General features: G+C 72.4%; 16 protein-coding genes and 1 tRNA gene. 12 read left to right on the top strand and 5 right to left on the bottom strand.

The annotated features are described in order from the left end of the window. Nucleotides 1–30 precede the first annotated feature (30 nt). A complete protein-coding gene (locus AB0M36_RS15510; RefSeq protein ID WP_364157773.1) occupies nt 31–1,692 on the bottom strand; it encodes a copper resistance protein CopC in 1,662 nt (553 codons plus the stop codon). 130 nt (nt 1,693–1,822) lie between these two features. Here AB0M36_RS15510 and AB0M36_RS15505 point away from each other — a divergent pair, with 130 nt between their 5' ends. From AB0M36_RS15505 to AB0M36_RS15480, 6 genes are all read left to right on the top strand, one after another. Next, nucleotides 1,823–2,362, top strand: a complete 540-nt coding sequence (locus tag AB0M36_RS15505; protein ID WP_364157323.1) for a sigma-70 family RNA polymerase sigma factor — start codon at nt 1,823–1,825, stop codon at nt 2,360–2,362. Between the two features lie 152 nt (nt 2,363–2,514). Then, complete coding sequence (locus tag AB0M36_RS15500) at nt 2,515–2,985, top strand: MauE/DoxX family redox-associated membrane protein (RefSeq protein WP_364157320.1); 471 nt, start codon at nt 2,515–2,517, stop codon at nt 2,983–2,985. Next, a complete protein-coding gene (locus AB0M36_RS15495; RefSeq protein ID WP_364157318.1) occupies nt 2,982–3,710 on the top strand; it encodes a thioredoxin domain-containing protein in 729 nt (242 codons plus the stop codon). Before AB0M36_RS15500 ends, AB0M36_RS15495 begins: the two co-directional genes overlap by 4 nt. Continuing rightward, the gene (locus AB0M36_RS15490; RefSeq protein WP_364157315.1) at nt 3,707–4,702 is read left to right on the top strand and encodes a hypothetical protein; all 996 of its coding nucleotides are present in this window, start codon (nt 3,707–3,709) and stop codon (nt 4,700–4,702) included. Before AB0M36_RS15495 ends, AB0M36_RS15490 begins: the two co-directional genes overlap by 4 nt. After that, entirely contained in the window at nt 4,695–5,165 is a 471-nt protein-coding gene (gene bcp / locus AB0M36_RS15485; RefSeq protein WP_364157313.1) for a thioredoxin-dependent thiol peroxidase, read from the top strand. Before AB0M36_RS15490 ends, bcp begins: the two co-directional genes overlap by 8 nt. A gap of 216 nt (nt 5,166–5,381) precedes the next feature. Next, a tRNA-Leu gene (locus AB0M36_RS15480) sits at nt 5,382–5,465 on the top strand. A gap of 6 nt (nt 5,466–5,471) precedes the next feature. Here AB0M36_RS15480 and AB0M36_RS15475 read toward each other — a convergent pair. From AB0M36_RS15475 to AB0M36_RS15460, 4 genes are all read right to left on the bottom strand, one after another. Further along, on the bottom strand, nt 5,472–5,888 hold the full coding sequence (locus tag AB0M36_RS15475) for a VOC family protein (protein WP_364157311.1): 417 nt from the start codon (nt 5,886–5,888) through the stop codon (nt 5,472–5,474). 5 nt (nt 5,889–5,893) lie between these two features. Beyond that, complete coding sequence (locus AB0M36_RS15470; RefSeq protein WP_364157770.1) at nt 5,894–6,274, bottom strand: helix-turn-helix transcriptional regulator; 381 nt, start codon at nt 6,272–6,274, stop codon at nt 5,894–5,896. Between the two features lie 76 nt (nt 6,275–6,350). Beyond that, complete coding sequence (locus tag AB0M36_RS15465; RefSeq protein WP_364157308.1) at nt 6,351–7,256, bottom strand: expansin EXLX1 family cellulose-binding protein; 906 nt, start codon at nt 7,254–7,256, stop codon at nt 6,351–6,353. A 43-nt stretch (nt 7,257–7,299) separates the two neighbouring features. Next, entirely contained in the window at nt 7,300–8,091 is a 792-nt protein-coding gene (locus tag AB0M36_RS15460; RefSeq protein ID WP_364157306.1) for an MOSC domain-containing protein, read from the bottom strand. Between the two features lie 82 nt (nt 8,092–8,173). Here AB0M36_RS15460 and AB0M36_RS15455 point away from each other — a divergent pair, with 82 nt between their 5' ends. Genes AB0M36_RS15455 through hutH form a run of 6 tightly spaced genes read left to right on the top strand, consistent with a single transcriptional unit; the run spans nt 8,174 to nt 15,791 of the window. Further along, nucleotides 8,174–9,022, top strand: coding sequence for a MurR/RpiR family transcriptional regulator (locus tag AB0M36_RS15455; RefSeq protein ID WP_364157304.1), 849 nt, complete (start codon nt 8,174–8,176; stop codon nt 9,020–9,022). A 14-nt stretch (nt 9,023–9,036) separates the two neighbouring features. Continuing rightward, the gene (hutU, locus tag AB0M36_RS15450) at nt 9,037–10,668 is read left to right on the top strand and encodes a urocanate hydratase (protein WP_364157302.1); all 1,632 of its coding nucleotides are present in this window, start codon (nt 9,037–9,039) and stop codon (nt 10,666–10,668) included. Then, nucleotides 10,665–11,843: an allantoate amidohydrolase gene (locus AB0M36_RS15445; RefSeq protein WP_364157300.1), complete on the top strand. Its 1,179-nt coding sequence runs from the start codon at nt 10,665–10,667 to the stop codon at nt 11,841–11,843. Before hutU ends, AB0M36_RS15445 begins: the two co-directional genes overlap by 4 nt. Continuing rightward, nucleotides 11,840–13,114, top strand: coding sequence for a formimidoylglutamate deiminase (locus AB0M36_RS15440; RefSeq protein ID WP_364157298.1), 1,275 nt, complete (start codon nt 11,840–11,842; stop codon nt 13,112–13,114). The genes AB0M36_RS15445 and AB0M36_RS15440 overlap by 4 nt, the downstream gene beginning before the upstream one ends. Continuing rightward, on the top strand, nt 13,111–14,259 hold the full coding sequence (gene hutI, locus AB0M36_RS15435; RefSeq protein WP_364157296.1) for an imidazolonepropionase: 1,149 nt from the start codon (nt 13,111–13,113) through the stop codon (nt 14,257–14,259). Before AB0M36_RS15440 ends, hutI begins: the two co-directional genes overlap by 4 nt. Next, nucleotides 14,256–15,791 carry a histidine ammonia-lyase gene (gene hutH / locus AB0M36_RS15430; protein ID WP_364157294.1) on the top strand — a complete coding sequence of 512 codons (1,536 nt, stop codon included), beginning with the start codon at nt 14,256–14,258 and terminating at the stop codon, nt 15,789–15,791. Before hutI ends, hutH begins: the two co-directional genes overlap by 4 nt. Nucleotides 15,792–15,903 lie beyond the last annotated feature (112 nt).

Raw genomic sequence — 15,903 nt, 5'->3', positions numbered from 1 at the left:
ACGGACCGACCCTCGCGACGACGCGTACGGCTAAGAGACCTTGGTTTTCACGGTCAGCGTGGACTGGTCGATGTCGGTCGTGCGTACGGTGAACTTGAACGTCCACTCCCCCGCCATGGGCAGGGCGATGTCCCCGATCGCGTGGAAGTCGGTGATCCGCAGGAGCGGCACCTCGATCGGCTCGATGTTCTTGGACGGCAGGGCCGCGGTGGCGGTCCACTCCACGACCGTCAGCGGCTTGTTGTCCAGCGTGTACGCGTACAGGTGCAGCGAGTTGTTGCCGACCGTGGCCGGAAAGACGTCGACCTGTAGGGACATCTTGCCGTCCGCCACCGTCTGCGTGACCGTCGTCGACGCGGCGCCGGTCTCGGCCGCCTCCGCCGTGCGCGGCGGCGGGATCTGCACGAGTGCCGCCGTCACGCCGAGCACGACGGCGGTGACGGCCAGTTCGGCCATCACCACGCGGCGCAGGGTGCCCGGGCCGGTCTCGGCGCTCCGGCTGCGCACCAGCTTGCGGGAGACCGCCGCCATCGCGATCACCACGGCGGCCAGACCCACCTTCGCCAGGATCAGCTGCCCGTACGCGGTGTCGACCAGCGCCTCGAAGGAGGCGACCTCGATGAGTGCCTGCACGACGCCGGCCGTGATCAGCGCGGCGACGGCGGTGGCCGCCCAGCGGGACCAGATCGGCAGGATCGCGCCGAGCTCACCCTCGTTGGCGTGGCGCAGCAGGAAGCCGATCAGCATCACCAGCCCGCCGAGCCAGACCGACATCGCGGCCAGGTGGATCGCGTCGACGACGACGGAGACGCCGGCCACCGGCGAGGCGGTCGGGTGCCCGGTCAGCGGCCAGGTCGCCAGCGCCGCGACGCCGAGGACGCCGAGCAGGGCCAGGTCGGCCTTGCTCTCGCCGCCGTCGCCGCGCAGCAGCGGGCGCAGCAGGAAGGCCGCCGCGGTGATGACGCCGAGCCGGACCAGCATCACCGCACCGAACGTGCTGCCCAGCACGGCCCGCAGGTCGCCGCCGGAGACGCCGAACAGCCCGCTTCCGGTCGTGTACGGCGCCTGGAGCCACAGCCCCAGCACCGTGCCGGCGAGCACCAGCCCCACGCCGGTCCAGACCAGCCGCGCCGGGCCGGTCCGGGAGAGCCGGTGTGGCCACAGCAGCGCGAGCACGAGCACCGGGCCCACGAGCAGCACGAGGCCGGCGTACCCGAGGTATTTGCCGACCGGGATGAGGGCGCGCACGACCGGGTCGACCGCCTGCGCGGCGTCCGCTTCGCTGGGCGGGGTGGATGTCGCGCCCACCGAATAGGTCAAGGTGCCCGCGACCGGGTGGCTGTCGGCGGAGACGACGCGGTAGCTCACCAGGTAGGTGCCGCGGCCGCCGCCGGAGCGCAGCGGGATGGTCACCGAGCTGCCGGCCGCCTGCGGTTCGCCCTGGTCGGCACGGCTGCCGTCCGGGGCGAGCACCTGAATCTTGCCCGCGATGAGCTGCACCGACTCGCTGAAGGTCAGCGTGATCCGGTTGGGCGCGTCCGGGACGATCGTGTTGGCGCCGGGGTCGCTGGCGACCAGCGCGGCGTGGGCGCTGGCCGGGCTGGCCGGGCCCAGGAACAGGCCGAGGAGCCCGAGCAGCAGCCCGGCGAGGGCCGCCGAAGCCCGGCGTCGATCAACGGTCATGCCAGCAATGCTCCCCGATGACTCGTGGGGCACGACAACGTGGTCGCGCGGGACGCGGACGGACGATGAACAGTCGGCCGCCCGGGGGCGGAAGTTCCCGGACAGTACGACAATTCTCCACCGCGTACGATGTGCCGTTGTGACAGCGACCGATTCTCTGACCGTGCTCGCCCTCAGGGCGCGGTCCGGCGATGCCGGCGCGCAGTCCGCTCTGGTGCGGGCCACGCAGGCCGAGGTGTGGCGTTTCACGGCCGCCCTGGTCGATCCTGGTTCCGCCGACGACCTGACGCAGGAGACCTTCCTGCGGGCGTTCAAGGCGCTGCCCGGGTTCGAGGGGCGGGCGCACGTGCGCACCTGGCTGCTCGGCATCGCCCGGCGCACCTGCGCCGACCACCTCCGCGGCGTGGTGCGGCGGCGCCGGCTGGACGCCCGGCTCGCCGCCGAGGCCTTCGCGGGCCACCACCAGCATCCGGACCCGGCGCACCGACTGGGCAGCGCCGACCTGCTGCGGCGGCTCGGCGAGGAGCGGCGGACCGCTTTCGTGCTCACCCAGCTGATCGGCCTGTCCTACGCGGAGGCCGCCGAGGTCGAGGGCGTGCCGGTCGGCACGATCCGCTCCCGGGTCGCCCGAGCCCGCGACGAGCTGATGACCGCGGTCGCCGAGGCCCGCGCAAGCTGATGACCGCGGTCGCCGAGGCCCGCGCACGCTGATGGCTGGCGTCGCCGAAGCGCGCGCAAGCTGATCAAGAGTCTTTCGGCCCGTCACACAGCAAACCCCCAGGCGGTACAACGGAACCTGGCGGCGTCCCGCGCCGACTAAGGGGGGTGAGCATGCGGATCCCAACGCCATGGATATCGACGGTGGCCCGGCTCGGCCTCGCCGCGGTGTGGCTGGTCGCCGGTGGCCTGAAGGTGGGTGACCTGGCCGCCTCCGGGCGGGCGGTCAACGCCTACCAGCTGTTCGACTACGAGACGGCGAAGGTCGTCGGCGCGGTCCAGCCGTTCCTGGAGATCGCCCTCGGGCTGCTTCTGCTGGCCGGACTCGCTGTACGCCTCTGTGCCGGCATCTCCGCCGCCCTGTTGCTGATCTTCATCGCCGGGATCGTCTCGGCGTGGGCCCGGGGGCTGCGGATCGACTGCGGCTGTTTCAGCACGGGCGGCGAGCTGGGCGTCGGGGTCGACCCGGCGTACGGGTGGGACATCGCCCGTGACGCCGGTTTCCTGCTGCTCGCCGGGGTCCTGCTGTGGCGGCCGCGGACCCGCTTCTCGATCGACGGCATACTCCTGGAGGACGAGCGATGAGCAAGGGCGTCAAGGAACGGACCAAGGCCAAGCAGGTGGTACGGGAACAGCTCGCCCGGGAGCGCCGCCGCACGGTCACCCTCTGGACCACCGTCGGGGTGATCGCCGTGCTGGTCATCGCGGGGCTGGTCGGCTGGGGCGTCGCCGCCGGCCAGGCGAAGGACACCGCGGGCAAGCTGACGGTTCCGCCCAGCGCGGTGGACGACGGCACGGCCTTTGCCCGTGGCTCGGGTCCGGTGACGGTGGACATCTACGAGGACTTCATCTGCCCTGGCTGCCGGCAGGTCGAGACGACGACCGGGCCGACGATCACCGGGCTGGTCCAGGCCGGCAAGGTGACGGTGCGCTATCACCCGATCGCCATCCTCGACCGCTACTCCACCACGCAGTATTCGACGCGGGCCGCGAGCGCGTCGGCGGCCGCGGCCGACGGTGGCAAGTTCCTCGAATTTCACGACGCGCTCTTCGCCCAGCAGCCCCCGGAGGGCGGCGCCGGGCTCGACGACGCGAAGCTCATCGAGATCGGCAGGTCGGTGGGCCTGACCGACGAGGCGTTCGCCGACGCGGTGAACGGCAAGAAGTACAAGGCCTGGGCCACGAAGGTCACCGACACCGCGTCGGCGCGCGGCGTGGTGAGCACACCTACGGTGTTCGTCGCGGGCAAGCCGCTGGAGAGGCCGACGCCGGACGCGCTGACCGCGGCGGTGGAGGCAGCGGGAGCGTGAGACGCGGCGCCCTGTTCCTGGCCGTGCTGGCCGGCCTGTTGGTCGTGCCGGCCGGCCCGGCGTCCGCGCACGGCGGTGACGCGCCCGACGCCACCGCCTACCGCACGGAGGTGACGGGGTTCAGCACCCCGGTGCCCGGCCTGACCGTGCGGGCGGTCGAGGCGGGCGCCCGGCTCGAACTCGTCAACGACACCGGGCGGACGGTCGAGGTGCTCGGCTATGCCGGTGAGCCGTACCTGGAGGTGCGGCCGGACGGCACGTACCAGAACGTGAACTCGCCGGCCACGTACACGAACGAGACGCTCGACGGTGATTCGCCCGTACCGTCGAATGCCTCTCCGGCCGCTGCCCCGCAGTGGCAGCGGATCTCCGGGGCACGGACCGTGCGGTGGCACGACCAGCGCACCCACTGGCTGAGCCCGGGCCTGCCGCCGCAGGCGCGGGCCGATCCGTCCCGGTCGCACCGGCTCCGGGACTGGGTGGTGCCGCTGCGTCAGGACGTGAGCCCGTTCGAGGTGCGCGGAACGCTGACGTGGGAGCCGCCGCCCACGACCTGGGCCTGGTGGCTGGGCGCGGCCGGGCTCGCCGCCGCCGTGGTCGCGCTGAGTCTGCGCCGCTTCCGCTGGGTGGGTGCGCTCACGCTGGTCGCGGGCACGATCACTTTCGGGTACGCGGTGACGCGCGCGTCCCTGGGCGTTTCCGGGCAGGCCCCGGCCATCGGGGCGGCCGTGCTCGCGGCGTCCGCCGGAGCCGCCACCCTGCTGGGGCGTACCCCGTTCCTGGCCTTTCTGGGTGGCACCGCGCTGGCGATCTTCGGCGGCCTGGGGGACGCGGGGGTCCTCACCCAGGCCGTGGTGAACTTCCCGGGACCGGGGTGGGTCTCCCGAGCGGCGGTGATCATCGCGGTCGGTGTCGGCGCCGGAACAGCGATGGCCGCTCTGCGGCGCCTACGGTCTCCCGCGCCGGCCCGGATATCTTCGGAGCATGACTGAACGCCTCTCGCCGGGGGACCCGGCCCCCGACTTCACCCTCGCCACCGACAGCGGCGACACGCTGACGCTGACGGAGCTCCGCGGTCGCAAGGTCGTGCTGTACGCGTACCCGGCCGCGATGACGCCCGGCTGCACCACGCAGGCGTGTGACTTCCGCGACTCGCTGGCCTCGCTCAAGGCCGCGGGCTACGAGGTCATCGGCATCTCGCCCGACACCCCGGCCGCGCTGGCGAAGTTCCGTGAGCGGGACGCGATCACGTTCCCGCTGGTCAGTGACCCCGACAAGAGCGTGCTGACGGCGTACGGTGCCTTCGGCGAGAAGAAGCTCTACGGCAAGACGGTGACCGGGGTCATCCGCTCGACGTTCGTGATCGACGAGAAGGGTGCCATCGAGCGGGCGCTCTACAACGTCAAGGCGACCGGGCACGTCGCGAAGCTCCGGCGCGATCTCGGCCTCGACTGACCCCCGGCGAATCCCGCGGATCCGGGGACCGGTTGCCGATAGGTCAGGCGATGTTCCGCTGTTGAGCCCGGCCCCGCGGACCCCGACCCACGGCGGCCGTCACGCGGCCTGGATCCGCGAGGCGGCCGCCGTGCTGTGCGCCGGGGTGCGCCCGGGCGATGGCTGGCCAGGCCGGCGTCTAGAATGCTGAGATCGATGCCCCATCGGGCGCGTCGGGCGGAAGTGGCGGAATAGGCAGACGCGCGGGCCTTAGGAGCCCGTATCCGTGAGGGTGTGCGGGTTCAAGTCCCGCCTTCCGCACCCAGGTCAGTTCGTGCGCGGCTGGTTGAAGCGGATCATGTTCCCGGCCGGGTCGCGGAACGCGCAGTCGCGCACGCCGTACGCCTGGTCGACCGGCTCCTGCAACACCTCGGCGCCGGCGTCCCGGATGTGCGCGAAGGTCGCGTCGACATCGTCGGTGACGAAGATGAGCCCGCGCAGCATGCCCTTGGCGAGCAGCTCCGACTGCTTGCGCTTGTCCTCGGCGGAGGAGCTGGGGTTGGAGTCGGGCGTCTCGATGGTGATCTCCAGCTCGGGCTGGCTGGGCGGCGACACGGTCACCCACCGCATCCCCTCGAACTTGACGTCGTTGCGGACTTCCAGACCGAGCACGTCGCGATAGAAGCCGAGCGCCTTCTCGTGGTCGTCGACCGTGATGAAGCAGTGCGAAACCTTGATGTCCATGCAGCTCACGATACGTTCGGCGACGCCGGGCGGGCTTCTCCGTTCCTGACCGGTCTGGTCAGGATCTTGGCGAAGCACGCCGGGATGGCGGCGCCCGTCTTGTGGGTCCGCGCCCGGTATGCGCTCGGCGTCTCGCCGACCAGCTCGGTGAAGCGCGAGCTGAACGAGCCGAGCGAGGTGCAGCCGACGGCGAAGCAGACCTCGGTGACGGACAGATCACCCCGGCGCAGCAGCGCCTTGGCCCGCTCGATCCGCCTGGTCATGAGGTGGCTGTAGGGGGTCTCGCCGAACGCGGCCCGGAAACTGCGCGAGAAGTGGCCCGGCGACATGAGCGCGTCCCGGGCGAGCGCGGGCACGTCCAGCGGCTGCGCGAAGTCGCGGTCCATGCGGTCGCGGGCCCGGCGCAGCCGGACGAGGTCGTCCCGGTTCACCGACCCAGCATTCCACGAACCGCCCGTGCGGTTAACAGTGCGGCTTCGGCGCTCCGGCCGCCAGGGCGAGGTCCGGGCCGGAGTCGGGCTCGGTGGTCGGCGTCGGCTTGATGCTGGGCGACGGAGACGATTTGACCGACTTCTTCTCCAGCTTTTTCTTCTCGACCGTCGCCCGCGTCGTCTTCTTCGACGCCGGGGTCTGGACGGCGACGGAACCTCCGGCGAAGCGTACGGAAGTCGCCTGCTTCTTCTCGGGGGTGAGCTTGACGTTCTTCGCCGTGACGGTGTTGCCGTAGAGGTCGGTCAGCTGGATCTGGAACGGGCCGGTGCCGGTGCGCCGGTCGATGATCCAGAAGTTGTAGTCGCTGCGCGTGGCGGTCATCCAGCTGCCGCCGGGGCCCTTGGCCCGCACCGACGTGATCGGGTTCGCGTGGTTGTCGATCAGCACCGCCCACCAGTACTGCGACGAGCCCTTGGCGAAGGTGATGCTGAGCGGGCCGGGCGTCGGCGCGTTCGGGACGGCCTTGTAGGTGATCGGCACGATGCCCTGCGACGGGTTCGCGATCTTCGCGAACGCGGTGCGGCTCAGGTCCAGCCAGCCGGGCGTGCATTCGGGGCAGGAGTCGAAGACCTTGACCCGGACCTTGCCCTTGGGGCCGGTCACGTCGAGGTAGCTGCCGCAGGACAGGGCCTCGGAGTACTCGGCGCGGCCCAGGGCCACGTACAGGTCGTCGGCGGGTGGTGCGAAGTTGCAGTTGCCCACCGTGCCCGCGAGGTCGTAGAAGGTGGCCTTGCCCTGGTGCTTGGCGCTGGTGGGTGGTGCCGCGCACGCGCCACCGCCCTGCTGCAGCAGGATCGCCACGCCGAGGACGCCGGCGAGGAGCACGGCGCCGCCGGTGGCGAGCCAGCGGGGACGCAGGAGACGGTGAGCTGTCACGCTGAGGCATACTCCGGGGCCGCCGCGGCCGTGGGCAACTTTCCTAAGACACGCTTAAGACAGGCTCCCCCGCCCGGATGACAGATCGCTCACCTGAGTGGAGATCGGGGATCAGGTTGACGCCGAAGTGCAGTCCACCGTCCCGACGGCGGAACTGCCCGAGGGTCCGCAGCGGCTCGCGGCCGCGCTCGGCGGTCTCCTGATCGATGGTGATGACCAGGCAGCGGCTGCACGGCTCGGCCACGCGGTAGGTCGTCTCCCCGATGCGCAGGCGCCCGCCCACCCACTTGTCCTCGGCCCAGGCGTCGGCACCGGCGAGGACGAGGTTGGGCCGGAAGCGGGTCATCGGCACGGGCTCGTCGAGCCAGCCGTTGAGCGCGTCCAGGGACGCCTCGCTGGTCAGCAGGATGGGAAAACCGTCGGCGAGACTGACCCGGTCGTCCTCGTCGGCGTTGCGCTGGATCGGCCGCCCGGTGGGGTCGGCGAGCCACGCCAGCCGCACGTCGCGCTCGAGGTGGTCCGACAGGAAACCGGCGGCGGCCGGGGCGAGCCGGGCGGCCACCGGGGGCTTCGAGCTGAACACCCGCACCATCGCCGCGGGCCCGTCCACCGGCTCGTCCACCGCGAAGCCGTTGACCTCGAGCCCGCCGGGGCGGGGCACCGCGCGCAGCAGCGCGAGGGCGGGAGCCTCACGCTGGGTGATACCCACGCCGTCCGCGTCGACCGCCATCCAGCGGCGGTCGCCGGCCAGGCCCCAGGGCTCGATCACCGCGACGTCGTGGTCCAGGCGGCGACAACCCTTCAGGGGGTACGTGTGCAGCGACGTGATCCGCATCCGGTCAGCCTCGCACAGGTACGCACGGGCAAATCCGGCCCCGGTACTAGGCAGTGAAAGTTTTTATGCATAGTCTGCTTATGTGAATGACGCGGTGGTCGGGAACGGCGGGCGAGTGCTCGACCTGTTCCAGGGCGCCCGGCTCACGCCCACCCAGCGGCGCATCGCGCACAGCCTCGTGCAGCACGGGCCGTCGGCCGCGTACCTGTCGGCCGCCGAGGTCGCGGAGCTCGCCGGGGTGAGCCAGCCGTCCGTGACCCGGTTCGCGATGGCGCTGGGCTATGCCGGCTATCCCGCCCTGCGGCGCGAGCTGCGGGCGCTCGTCGGGGTGCCGGCCAGAGCGCCGGAGACCGACGAGAACCCGATCCAGGACGCCCTGCGCGCCGAGACCCGGCGGCTCGAAAGGTTGACCGACGACCTCGGCGACCTGACCGCGATCGAGCGGGCCGCGCGGATGCTCGTCGGCAGCCACCCGCTGCCCGTGCTCGGCCTGCGCGCCGCGGCGCCGCTGGCCGGATACTTCGGCTACTTCGCCGCCAAGGTGCACCCGGATGTCCGGGTGCTCGACGGTGGCGGCACGATCCTGCTCGACCGCCTCGACCAGGCCCGGGCCGCCGGGGCGAGCGCGGTGCTCGCCATCGTTCTGCCGCGCTATCCGCGGGAGACGCTCGACGCGATCCGCGAGGCCAAGGAACTGGGTCTCGCCGTGGTCGCGCTCACCGACTCGGCGGTCAGTCCGGTCGCCGAGGCCGCCGACGTGGTGCTGCCCGCGCCGGTCGGCACCCAGCTCGTATTCGACCTGCACACCGGGCCGATGGCGATGGCCATGGTCCTGTTGCAGGCGATGTGCGACGCCGCGCCGGAATTGGCGCAACGTCGTCTGGAGGAGTTCGAGGCGACGGCCAACCGCCGCCACATTTTCGAAGCATGAAGGAGAGTCCCGGCATGCCTGAGGTACGCGCGCAGCGCGGCACGTCGTACACCGCTCAGGGTTGGCCCCAGGAGGCCGCCAAGCGGATGCTGATGAACAACCTCGACCCGGACGTGGCCGAACGCCCCGACGACCTCGTCGTCTACGGCGGCACCGGCAAGGCCGCCCGGGACTGGCCGTCGTTCCACGCGATCGTCCGCGAGCTGGACGAGCTCAAGGGCGACGAGACGCTGCTGGTGCAGTCCGGCCGCCCGGTCGGGGTGTTCCGCACCCACGAGTGGGCGCCGCGGGTGCTGATCGCCAACTCCAACCTGGTCGGCGACTGGGCGACCTGGCCGGAGTTCCGCCGCCTCGAGCAGCAGGGCCTGACCATGTACGGCCAGATGACCGCGGGCTCGTGGATCTACATCGGCACCCAGGGCATCCTGCAGGGCACGTACGAGACGTTCGCCGCGGTGGCCGCCAAGCGCTTCGGCGGCGACCTGGCCGGCACGCTGACGCTGACCGGCGGCTGCGGCGGCATGGGCGGCGCCCAGCCGCTCGCGGTGACCATGAACGGCGGCGCCTGCCTGATCGTGGACGTCGACGAGTCGCGCCTGCGCCGCCGGGTGAAGGACCGCTACCTGGACACGGTGGCGGAGAACCTGGACGACGCCGTCGCGAAGGCGCTCGCCGCCAAGGACGAGCGGCGCGCCGAGTCGATCGGCGTGGTCGGCAACGCGGCCGAGATCTTCCCCGAGCTGCTGCGCCGCGGCGTGGCCATCGACATCGTCACCGACCAGACCAGCGCCCACGACCCGCTCAGCTACATCCCGATCGGGGTGGAGCTCGCCGACGCCGCCGAACTCGCGCGCACCAAGCCCGAGGAGTTCACCGACCGGGCCCGGGTCAGCATGGCCAAGCACGTCGAGGCCATGGTCGGCTTCCTCGACGCCGGCGCCGAGGTGTTCGACTACGGCAACTCGATCCGCGGCGAGGCGCAGCTCGGCGGCTACGACCGCGCGTTCGCCTTCCCCGGCTTCGTGCCGGCGTACATCCGGCCGCTGTTCGCCGAGGGCAAGGGCCCGTTCCGCTGGGCGGCGCTCTCCGGCGACCCGAAGGACATCGCGGCCACCGACAAGGCCGTGCTGGACCTGTTCCCGGAGAACGAGCCGCTGGCCCGGTGGATCAAGATGGCCGGCGAGCGGGTCGCGTTCCAGGGCCTGCCCGCGCGGATCTGCTGGCTCGGCTACGGCGAGCGCGACAAGGCGGGCGTGCGCTTCAACGACATGGTCAAGCGCGGCGAGCTGTCCGCGCCGCTGGTGATCGGCCGCGACCACCTCGACGCCGGGTCGGTCGCCTCGCCGTACCGGGAGACCGAGGCGATGCTCGACGGCTCGGACGCGATCGCCGACTGGCCGCTGCTCAACGCGCTGGTCAACACGGCCAGCGGGGCGAGCTGGGTCTCCATCCACCACGGTGGCGGTGTCGGCATCGGCCGCTCGATCCACGCCGGGCAGGTCTGCGTCGCCGACGGCACCGAGCTGGCCGGGCAGAAGATCGAGCGGGTGCTCACCAACGACCCCGGCATGGGCGTCATCCGGCACGTCGACGCCGGCTACGAGTCGGCGGCCGCCGCCGGCGTGCACATCCCGATGAAGCGATGAGCGTCGAGCGGTTCGTCGCCCTCTGGTCGCAGATCGCGCCGATCGGCCGGGCCGAGAGCGGCGGCTACCTCCGGTACGCCCTCACCGAGCCGGAACTGGCCCTGCGGGACTGGTTCCGGGCCCAGGCGGCCGAGCGCGACCTGGAAGTCACCGAGGACGGCAACGGCAACCTGTTCGCCTGGTGGGGCGAGCCGTGGGGCTCCGGCGCCGTGCTGACCGGGTCGCACTTCGACTCGGTGCCGCACGGTGGCGGCTACGACGGACCGCTCGGCATCGTCAGCGCGTTCCTCGCCGTCGACAAACTCCGCGCCGACGGCTACGTCCCGGACCGGCCGCTGGGCATCGCCGCGTTCGTCGAGGAGGAGGGCGGCCGGTTCGGGCTGCCCTGCCTCGGCTCCCGGCTGCTGACCGGCGCGGTCGACCCGGCCAAGGCGGCCGCGCTGACCGACCGCGACGGGATCAGCTTCGGCGAGGCGTTGGGCGCGGCTCCCGCCGGCGCCCGCCCGGAGCTCGTGGGCCGGGTGTCGGCGCTGGTGGAGCTGCACATCGAACAGGGCCGCGCGATGGACGTGCCGGTCGGGGTGGCGAGCGCCATCTGGCCGCACGGCCGCTGGCGGTTCGACTTCATCGGCCGCGGCGACCACGCCGGCACGACGCTGATGAGCGACCGGCACGACCCGATGCTGACGTTCGCCTACACGGTGCTGGCCGCCAACAAGGAGGCGCGGCTGTCCGGTGCGCACGCCACCATCGGCCGGGTGCAGGTCGAGCCCAACGCCACCAACGCCATCCCGTCACTGGTACGCGGCTGGCTGGACGCGCGGGCCGCCGAGGAGTCCACGCTGGACGGTGTGGTCGACGCGATCGTCAAGCGCGCCCACGACCGGGCGGGTCGCGACGGCACCGAGGTCGACGTGACCGCCGAATCGGTGACCGCGCAGGTCGCGTTCGACACGGCGCTGGCCGAGCGGATCGCCGGCCTGCTCGGCGGTGCGCCGATCCTGCCGACCGGGGCCGGGCACGACGCGGGCGTCTTCTCGGCGCACGTACCGACCGCGATGCTGTTCGTGCGCAACCCGACCGGGGTCTCCCACTCCCCCGCCGAGCACGCGCCGGACGAGGACTGCGCGGCCGGCGTCGCCGCCCTCGCCACTGTTCTCGAGGCCCTCACATGAGGTACTTCGCGGAGCTGGCCTGGATCGACGGGCGGGTCGAGCACGACGTCGCCGTCGAGGTGACCGACGGCCGGTTCACCGCCGTCACGCCCGGCGCCGCCCCGGGCGGCACGCGCCTGCCGGGTCTCGTCCTGCCCGGTCTCGCGAACGCACACTCCCACGCGTTCCATCGGGCACTTCGCGGGCGTACCCATGGCGACCGGGGCAGTTTCTGGACCTGGCGCGAGCTGATGTACGAGGTGGCCGGGCGCCTGGACCCGGACAGCTACTACACGCTCGCGCGGGCGGTCTACGGCGAGATGGCGCTGGCCGGCATCACGTCCGTGGGCGAGTTCCACTACCTGCACCACGCCCCGGACGGCAAGCCCTACGCCGATCCCAACGCGATGGGGCACGCCGTGACGCGGGCGGCGCGGGACGCGGGCATCCGGATCACCCTCCTCGACACGCTCTACCTCACGTCCACGGTGGACGGAAAGGCGCTCGAGGGCGTACAGCGACGCTTCGGCGACGGCGACCTCGACGGCTGGCTCACCCGGACCGCCGCGCTGCGTGACAGCGACGGGGTGCGGATCGGTGCGGCACTGCATTCCGTACGGGCCGTGCCGGCGCGCTTCCTCGACGGCCTCGCCGGCCGGGCACCGCTGCACGTCCACCTCTCCGAGCAGCGGGCCGAGAACGAGCAGTGCCGCGCGGTCCACGGCTGCAGCCCCACCGAGCTCCTGCACCAGCACGGCATCCTCGGTCCCGGCACCACCGCCGTGCACGCGACCCACCTCAGCGACGGCGACATCAAGCTGCTCGGCGGCAGCGGCACCGGCGTGTGCCTCTGCCCCACCACCGAGCGGGACCTCGCGGACGGCATCGGGCCGGGCCGCGCCCTCGCCGACGCGGGATCGCCGCTGAGCCTCGGCAGCGACAGCCACGCCGTCATCGACGTGTTCGAGGAGGCCCGCGGCGTGGAGCTCGACGAGCGCCTGGCGACCGAACGTCGGGGCCACTTCGCCGCCGGCGAGCTGGTCGCCGCCGCCACCGCCCATACCGCGCTCGGCTGGGACGACGCCGGGGAGATCGCGGTGGGCAAGCGGGCCGATCTGGTCGCGGTCACCCTCGATTCCGTACGTACGGCGGGCGTGGACCCCTCCGGAGTGGTCTTCGCCGCCACCAACGCGGATGTCACCCACGTCGTCGCGGACGGGCGGATGATCGTGGACGGGGGACGGCACACCGGCTTCGACGTGCCGGCGGCCCTGCGGGAGGCACTCTCATGAGTCTCGTGGTCACCAACATCGGTGAGCTGACGACCTGCGACGACGAGCTGGGCACGCTGCGCGACGCGGCCCTCGTCGCGGACGGCGGCCGGATCGCGTGGATCGGACCGGCCGGGCGGGCCCCGGCCGCCGACGAGCGACTCGACGCGGGCGGCCGGGCGGTACTGCCCGGCTTCGTCGACAGCCACGCGCACCTGGTCTTCGCGGGTGACCGCGCGGCCGAGTTCGCCGCCCGGATGAACGGCGAGCCGTACACCGGCGGCGGCATCCGCACGACGGTCGCCGCGACCCGGGCGGCCTCCGACGACGAGCTGCGCACCGCGGCGGGACGGCTGGTCGCCGAGATGCGCCGGCAGGGCACGACCACCGTCGAGATCAAGGGCGGCTACGGCCTCAGCGTCTCCGAGGAGGCCCGCGGCCTGCGCATCGCCCGGGAGCTGACCGCCGAGACCACCTTCCTCGGCGCGCACGTGGTGCCGGCCGAATACGCCGATCGGCCCGACGACTACGTCGACCTGGTCGCGGGTCCCATGCTGGACGCCGTCGCGGCACACGCCCGGTGGGTGGACGTGTTCTGCGAGCGCGGCGCCTTCGACGCCGACCAGGCCCGGCAGATCCTCACCGCCGGGCTGAAGGCCGGGCTGGGCGCGCGGATCCACGCCAACCAGCTCACCGCCGGGGCTGGTGTGCGACTCGCGGTGGAACTGGGCGCCGCCAGCGCCGACCACTGCACGCATCTGAGCGACGCGGACGTCGACGCCCTCGCCGGATCCGACACCGTGGCGACGCTGCTGCCGGGTGCCGAGTTCTCGACGCGCTCGCCGTACCCGGACGCGCGGAGGTTGCTCGACGCGGGCGCGACGGTCGCGCTGGCGACCGACTGCAACCCCGGTTCGTCGTACACCTCGTCCATGCCGTTCTGCATCGCCCTCGCCGTGCGCGAGATGCGCATGACGCCGGCGGAGGCCGTCTGGGCCGCGACCGCGGGCGGTGCCCGGGCGCTGCGCCGCGACGACATCGGTGTCCTGCGCCCCGGCGCCCGCGCCGACGCGGTCGTCCTGGACGCACCCAGTTACCTGCACCTGGCCTACCGGCCCGGAGTTCCTTTGATCAACACAGTTCTGCACGACGGAGTGCCCCTATGAGTGTCATCGTCCAGCCCACCGGCATCACCCCCGCCGACGTCCTCGCCGTCGCCCGGCGCGACGCGAAGGTCGAGCTCTCCGAGGCCGCGGTCGCGGCCATGGAACGCAGCCGCGCCATCGTCGACGGCATCGAGGCCTCCGGCCGCCCCGTGTACGGGGTGAGCACCGGCTTCGGCGCCCTGGCGAACACGTCCATCGAGCCGGAACGCCGGGCCGAGCTCCAGCACGCGCTGATCCGCTCGCACGCGGCCGGCGTCGGAGCTCCGATGCCGCGCGAGGTGGTCCGCGCGATGATGCTGCTGCGGGTGCGCTCGCTCGCGCTGGGCCTGTCCGGCGTCCGTCCCAAGCTCGCCCAGGGCCTCGTCGACCTGCTCAACAACGACATCACGCCGTGGGTGCCGGAGCACGGCTCGCTGGGCGCCTCCGGCGACCTGGCCCCGCTCGCCCACTGCGCCCTCGTGCTGCTCGGCGAGGGCTGGGTCCTGGGCAAGGACGGCGCCCGCGTCGACGCCGCCCAGGCCCTGCACGCGGCCCACCTGGAGCCGCTCGACCTGGCCTCCAAGGAGGGCCTGGCGCTGATCAACGGCACCGACGGCATGCTCGGCATGCTGCTGCTGGCGATCGACGACGCTGAGCACCTGTTCGCGATGGCCGATGTGACGGCCGCGCTGGCGATCGAGGCCATGCTCGGCTCGGAGCGCCCGTTCCTGCCGGAACTGCACTCGATCCGCCCGCATCCGGGCCAGGCCGCGTCGGCCGCGAACATCCACCGGCTGCTCCAGCAGTCGGCGATCATGGACTCGCACCGCGACGACCTCGCCCACGCGGTGCAGGACGCGTACTCGATGCGCTGCGCGCCGCAGGTGGCCGGCGCCGCCCGGGACACGCTGGAATTCGTCCGGACGACCGCCGAGCGGGAGTTGCGCTCGGTGGTGGACAACCCGGTCGTGCTCACCGACGGCCGGGTGGAGTCGACGGGCAACTTCCACGGCGCGCCGCTGGGCTTCGCCGCGGACTTCCTCGCCATCGCCGCCGCCGAGGTGGGCGCGATCGCGGAACGCCGCGTGGACCGGCTGCTCGACGTGGCCCGCTCCCGGAACCTGCCGCCGTTCCTCTCCCCCGACGCCGGCGTCAACTCGGGCCTGATGATCGCGCAGTACACGGCGGCCGGGATCGTCGCGGAGAACCGCCGGCTGGCGAGCCCCGCGTCGGTGGACTCGCTGCCCACCAGCGGCATGCAGGAGGACCACGTCTCGATGGGCTGGGCGGCGACGAAGAAGCTGCGCACGGTCCTCGACAACCTCGCCAGCGTGCTGGCCGTCGAGCTGATCTCGGGCGTACGCGGAATTCAGCTCCGCGCGCCGCTGACCCCGTCGCCGGCGGGCCGGGCCGCGGTATCGGCGGTATCGGCCTTCGCGGGCGAGCCGGGTCCCGACATCTACCTCGCCCCGGTGATGGAACAGGCACGCGCCGTCATCGCGGATCGGGCGCTGCGAACGGAAATCGAGACCGAAATCGGCACTCTCCACTGAGGACGTCACATATTTCTTCACAGTGATCGATCGAGGACATAGCGGGTTCCGCGGCCCCATCGACTGATATCAATCAGTACGGAGGATGGCCGCGGACCCACCGCCGCCGCCT

The organism is Actinoplanes sp. NPDC051346 (genome assembly GCF_040682215.1).
Classification (GTDB): domain Bacteria; phylum Actinomycetota; class Actinomycetes; order Mycobacteriales; family Micromonosporaceae; genus Actinoplanes.
The sequence above is the reverse complement of the archived record's forward strand: the minus strand, read 5'-3'. Positions and strand labels throughout refer to the sequence as shown.